At 44.8% G+C, this 5,377-nt stretch carries 5 protein-coding genes; 3 read left to right on the top strand and 2 right to left on the bottom strand.

Going from position 1 to position 5,377, the window contains the following annotated elements:
• The coding region (gene galK / locus QUA38_RS16790) for a galactokinase (protein ID WP_333163569.1) at positions 1-890 on the bottom strand (890 nt) is incomplete at its 3' end.
• A 280-nt stretch (positions 891-1,170) separates the two neighbouring features.
• Here galK and rsmA point away from each other — a divergent pair.
• Positions 1,171-1,992, top strand: coding sequence for a 16S rRNA (adenine(1518)-N(6)/adenine(1519)-N(6))-dimethyltransferase RsmA (gene rsmA / locus QUA38_RS16785; protein WP_333163567.1), 822 nt, complete (start codon positions 1,171-1,173; stop codon positions 1,990-1,992).
• Between the two features lie 119 nt (positions 1,993-2,111).
• Here the strand turns inward: rsmA and QUA38_RS16780 are convergent, their stop codons facing one another.
• Positions 2,112-3,638: an ATP-binding protein gene (locus QUA38_RS16780; RefSeq protein WP_333163565.1), complete on the bottom strand. Its 1,527-nt coding sequence runs from the start codon at positions 3,636-3,638 to the stop codon at positions 2,112-2,114.
• A 90-nt stretch (positions 3,639-3,728) separates the two neighbouring features.
• Here QUA38_RS16780 and ispE point away from each other — a divergent pair, with 90 nt between their 5' ends.
• The gene (gene ispE / locus QUA38_RS16775) at positions 3,729-4,706 is read left to right on the top strand and encodes a 4-(cytidine 5'-diphospho)-2-C-methyl-D-erythritol kinase (protein WP_333163563.1); all 978 of its coding nucleotides are present in this window, start codon (positions 3,729-3,731) and stop codon (positions 4,704-4,706) included.
• Positions 4,707-4,889: 183 nt separating this feature from the next.
• Positions 4,890-5,243 carry a DUF3082 domain-containing protein gene (locus QUA38_RS16770; protein ID WP_333163562.1) on the top strand — a complete coding sequence of 118 codons (354 nt, stop codon included), beginning with the start codon at positions 4,890-4,892 and terminating at the stop codon, positions 5,241-5,243.
• Positions 5,244-5,377: the final 134 nt, after the last annotated feature.

The following is a 5,377-nucleotide window of genomic DNA, read 5'->3' as shown; positions in this document are numbered from 1 at the left end:
AGCGTGTCTACTGCCGGCACCGAAACTTCGTAGTCGTCGCGCTGACTGGCATGGGAAGCATTCATTAACTCGCCAAAACGTTTTGCTGGTGAAGATTTTACCGCTTCGAGTACGCGGTTGTTTTCGGTAACGACGTGCCGAGCTCGCCTTCTGAGGGGTTCCGGCAATACTTCCACTGCTTGCGGATCGGCGATATCCCTGAGAGCTTTAACTCCCAATATCCCTGCGGATTCCTCGCACTCGGCGCGCCGCTGGTTGTAGCCGCTTCCTGCTGCTAGTTGGTGGCTTTCGCCACTGTCAATTATTAAAATTTCTGTGTTTGTGGGAAAAGGTATCGGGTAGCATTCGAGGCTGCGGGTGTCGATCAATAGCATGGTGTTGGTGTCTGCTAAACTCGACGCCATTTGATCCATGATGCCACAGTTCAAGCCGGCATACCGGATTTCGACTTGCTGTCCGATTTGAGCTAGCCGCACGTCGTCTAGGGGGAGATTCAGCAGCGCGCGCAGTCCTCTGAGGGTTGCTATTTCTAAAGCGGCGCTGCTGGACAAACCGGCCCCGATCGGCACAGTCGAGGTAATGTAGAGATTTATTGGCGGTATTTTGTATCCTTCTTTTTCTACAAGTCTCAGGCAGCCACAGATATAACTGACGAATTTTTGCGGTATGGTATCGTCGTCTGAAAAATTTATGAGTTCGTCATATTCTGCTGAATAAACATGGTGTCGATCGTCACTGCTGAAGCCGATTTGTACTGTTGTGCGCTGGGGAATCGCAGTTGGAAGTACAAATCCATCGTTGTAGTCTGTGTGTTCGCCCAGCAGGTTTACTCTGCCGGGGGCGCTGGCTGTGGTTTTGGGTAATGTACCAAATACTCGTTGGAATTTCATTGTTGGGGAAGTGGTAATTGGTGCTTAATTATTTATTATTGGTTATTGGTTATTGGTTGTTTGGAAAAACTGCTATCCGTGTATCCGTGACTTCCGTGTCGTGCTGTTGGTAATTATTGGGAAGAAATAAATTTATTTTTTATCGTATGTCCTTATTATAGTGCCCAAGTTTTTTGGTTAATTCAACCCCTGTTAACAAAAATAAACATCACCGTAGGTTGGGAAAAGATATTGAGCTGTGATAGAATGACAGGCTAAGATTTCTCCAACAATTCAAAAAATGCGATCGACCCGACCCCGAAAACAGTTTGCTCAACATTGGCTCAAAAGCGAGAAAGCCTTAGATAAGATTGTGAAAGCGGCTTCTTTGGATCGCGATCGCGTCCTGGAAATAGGGCCGGGCACGGGGATTTTGACTCGGCGTTTACTGCCTGCGGCTGAGTCTGTTGTTGCTGTGGAGATCGATCGAGATTTGTGTCTCAAGCTAGCCAAACAACTCGGCAAAACCGACAATTTTTTACTGTTACAAGGCGACATCCTGGAAATGGACTTAGAAGCTGAACTAACGGCATTTCCAAAATTCCAAAATCCGAATAAAGTTGTTGCCAATATTCCTTATAATATCACCGGCCCGATTCTGCAAAAACTGCTGGGAACGATATCTGTTCCTGCAGCTAAACCCTTCGATGCGATCGTGCTCTTAGTGCAGAAAGAAGTGGCCCAAAGGCTTTACGCTAAACCGGGTTCGACAGCTTTTGGCGCTTTGTCTGTGCGGGTGCAGTATTTAGCAGAATGCGAGTTAATTTGCGATGTGCCATCTAAAGACTTTTTTCCGCCGCCAAAAGTCGATTCTGCCGTGGTGCGGCTGCTTCCCAGAGAGATAGAAACTGCGGCAGTTAATCCGCGCTATTTGGAAAATTTAGTGAAGTTGGGTTTTGGTAGCAAGCGCAAAATGCTGCGAAATAATTTAAAAGGGACTGTGGACTTAGATAAACTTGTTCAAGTGCTAGAAGAGTTACAGATAAATCCTCAATCTCGCGCTGAAGATTTAAGCGTGGAGCAATGGGTAAAGTTGAGCAATAATATTATGTGCGATGTTTGAAGTTCAGGATTGTGTTAGATACCAGAATTTTTAAATAATTCGGATATCTGTAAAAAAAAACGAGTTTTAGGTGTAAATACTAACAGTTGAAGTTAGATTTTATGGGAATTATCAAAGGTTTATTGCAGAAAAATCGGAATTTTTATAATAAATTCTGCACCTTTACCCGGTGCAGAAATACAGTGCAATTCGCCTTTATGTCTTACTGTGATAATTTGATAGCTAATCGATAAACCTAATCCCGTGCCTTTACCTACTGGTTTAGTGGTAAAAAATGGATTAAATAACTGGTTTCTCACCGATTCTGTTATTTCTGGCCCGTTGTTGCTAATTCTGATTTCTACCACTTCACTGTCTAAAAGTTTGGTAGAGATTTGGATGAGGTAGGGATTAGCTTCATTGGCTGCAATCGACTCGCTGTAGATGTCATCTTCTAAAGCATCAATAGCATTCGCCAGGATATTCATAAACACTTGATTTAGCTGTCCCGGGTAGCACTCTATTCGGGGTAAATTGCCATATTCTTTGATAACTTGAATATTCGCCCAACCTGGCTTAGCATTCAATCTGCTTTGCAAAATCATCAGTGTGCTGTCAATTCCTTCATGAATGTCGGCTAATTTCATTTCTGCTTCGTCATGGCGAGAAAAAATTCGCAGCGACTTGACAATACCAAAAATCCGCTCAGCGCCGTTTCTCATAGAAATTAATATTTTTGGCAGGTCAGAGATGATAAAGTCTAAATCTATAGACTCGATTTTTTCTTGAACTATGGGCATGGGATTCGGATACTGCTCTTGATAGAGATTCACCAGTTCTAGCAAACTATTGGCATACTGGCGAGTATGAGTAATATTGCCGTAAATAAAGTTAATCGGATTGTTGATTTCATGAGCAACCCCAGCGACTAATTGTCCTAAAGATGACATTTTTTCGCTGTGAATTAGGTTGGATTGAGCCTGCTTCAATTCAGACAATGCTTGTTTGAGCTGTTGAGTTTGAGACTTTAACTCTGCGGTGCGTTCTTCAACTCGGATTTCTAATTCTTCTTTAGCTTTTTTTAGTGCAACTTCGGCTAATTGGCGCTCGACAATTTCCGATGCTAGGAGTCGGTTTGCCAATTCTAAATGTTGAGTTTGAGACTTTAATGCTGCGGTGCGTTCCTCAACTCGAATTTCTAATTCTTCTTTGGCTTTTTTTAGTGCAGCTTCGGCTAATTGGCGCTCGACAATTTCAGCTTCTAGGAGTCGGTTGGCGGATTCTAACTGTGCGGGGCTAGGAAGTGCTAGGGCTTGAGGCATTAAATCTACCAAAAGTATGGCTGTAGCAAATGAAATAACGGCAGTAATTGCTTTCATTGTTCCTGAAAGCCAATAGGTAGGATGCCAAAGTGTCCAGAGTTCAAATATGTGAGTGATGCCACAGGCGACGATAAAGGCTCCAAACAGGGCAAAGATCCAATCAAAGGGCAAATCTTCCCGTTTGGAAATAAAATAAACCAATGTAATCGGGATGGAAAAATACGCGAGTGCAATGATAGAATCTGAGGCAAGGTGAAGCCAGACTAACGGGGTATGCCAGAGATAGCAATGGCCGTGAGGAATAAATGGCCCGGAAGTAAAAAAAGTTTTCCACATTTCCTGCATAATATTTCCTTTGAGTTGTGAGAAAATGGACTCGGACTGGTGTCAATTAATTTCAACCAGGGGTTTCTTTCACCTGCGGCTTAATCACCTATGCGTTCATATTCTCTGTTAGCTTCAGCAAAAATCAATCTGTATTTGGAAATCATAGGCGATCGCCCCGGCGGATATCACGAACTGGCGATGGTACTTCAAAGCATAGATCTAGCCGATCGAATTGACTTGCGTGCGATTGGTACGGATACGATTCGCGTGCGCTGCGATCACCCGCAAGTCCCTCCTGATAAGAATAACCTCGCCTACCGGGCGGCGGATTTGTTGGCGAAGCAATTCCCCGATGCTTTGGCGAAATACGGCGGTGTCGAGATTGCCATTCACAAGCAGATTCCAGTGGCGGCGGGGCTTGCCGGTGGTTCGGCAAATGCGGCTGCGGTTTTAGTTGGGATGGATTTGCTGTGGCAATTGGGACTTACTCAGTCGGAGTTGCAAGAGTTGGGGGGAACTTTGGGTTCGGATGTGCCTTTTTGCATTACTGGAGGTACGGCTTTGGCAACTGGTCGTGGGGATAAACTGTCGCCATTGCCTGATTTGGCTGGCTTTTCTGTGGTATTGGCGAAGTACCGCAATCTCAGTATTTCTACGGCATGGGCATATCAAACTTATCGCCAGCAGTTCAGTAGTTCCTATTGTGCAGCGGAAGATTTGGAGTGCCGCCGGGAACGGCTACATTCGGGGCCGATGGTGGGAGCGATCGCCCAAAAAGATCGATCGAAAATTGGTCAATTGCTGCACAACGATTTAGAAAAAGTTGCTTTACCTGTGTACCCGCAGGTGTTGCAGTTGCGGCAGGCTTTTGAGTCGGCGGGGGCTTTGGGAACGATGATGTCGGGTTCTGGACCGACGGTGTTTGCGTTGGCGGAGTCTTCAGAGCAGGCTCAGCAGGTTTTGGAACGGGTTAAAAGTGCGATCGCTTCTCCTGATTTGGATTTTTGGGTAGCACAGTTTAGCAATACTGGGATTCGGATTTTTTCGGAGGGAAACGAGACGAAACAGCCGATTTCGAAGGTGTAACTCGAAGAGGGTGCGATCGCCATTGTCCGTTAAACCTGTCTAACAGCCGAGGGTCAAGATGAATCTAACTTTTCGCAGAGTCTATTGAGATCGAAGAACTGATAATATGTCATGTAACACCGATTTTAGTTTTGGTAAATTAACCAGAAATCTAAAATCTAAAATCTAAAATCTAAAATCGCCATGACTGATTTAACTAATCCAAATTCTACTTCTAAACCTCTGAGTTCGGCTGGAGATGCAACCTCTGCATCTTCCACGCCGCCGACGATTTTGCGGTGCGTGATTGGTTCGCTGATCGCGGGCGGGTTTGCGGCGGCTTTGTACGCGCTAACTTTGTCGATCGTCCAAACTTTTGCAAATTCGCCCATTCATTCTGACAATGTGACTGCGATTAATATTGGCGCGGCTGTACGAACTTTAGTAATGGGAATTGTGGCTTTGGGTGCGGGTGTTTTTGCTTTTGCATCTTTGGGTTTGATGCTGCTGGCTGTGCAACTTGTAATTCAAAAGTTGCTCAAGAAACCTACAGCTTGAAGTCTACCAATTACAAGAATTGGGCTGCAAAAACTTTCATCTGCAAAGCAAAGACTGCATACTAAGATCGAAGCAATGGAATTATTTACGATCGGACACTCCAATCTGAGTATTGAAGCGTTTGTTTTGCTACT

Origin of the sequence: Microcoleus sp. Pol12B4 (genome assembly GCF_036701385.1) — a bacterium.
Taxonomy (GTDB): Bacteria; Cyanobacteriota; Cyanobacteriia; order Cyanobacteriales; family Microcoleaceae; genus Microcoleus.
Note: the sequence above shows the minus strand (reverse complement) of the source record. Positions and strands in the feature narration are given on the sequence as shown.

Coding starts and splice junctions, on each gene's coding strand:
- rsmA (WP_333163567.1), top strand. CDS start 1,171: ATGCGATCGACCCGACCCCGAAAACAGTTTGCTCAACATTGGCTCAAA.
- QUA38_RS16780 (WP_333163565.1), bottom strand. CDS start 3,638: ATGCAGGAAATGTGGAAAACTTTTTTTACTTCCGGGCCATTTATTCCT.
- ispE (WP_333163563.1), top strand. CDS start 3,729: ATGCGTTCATATTCTCTGTTAGCTTCAGCAAAAATCAATCTGTATTTG.
- QUA38_RS16770 (WP_333163562.1), top strand. CDS start 4,890: ATGACTGATTTAACTAATCCAAATTCTACTTCTAAACCTCTGAGTTCG.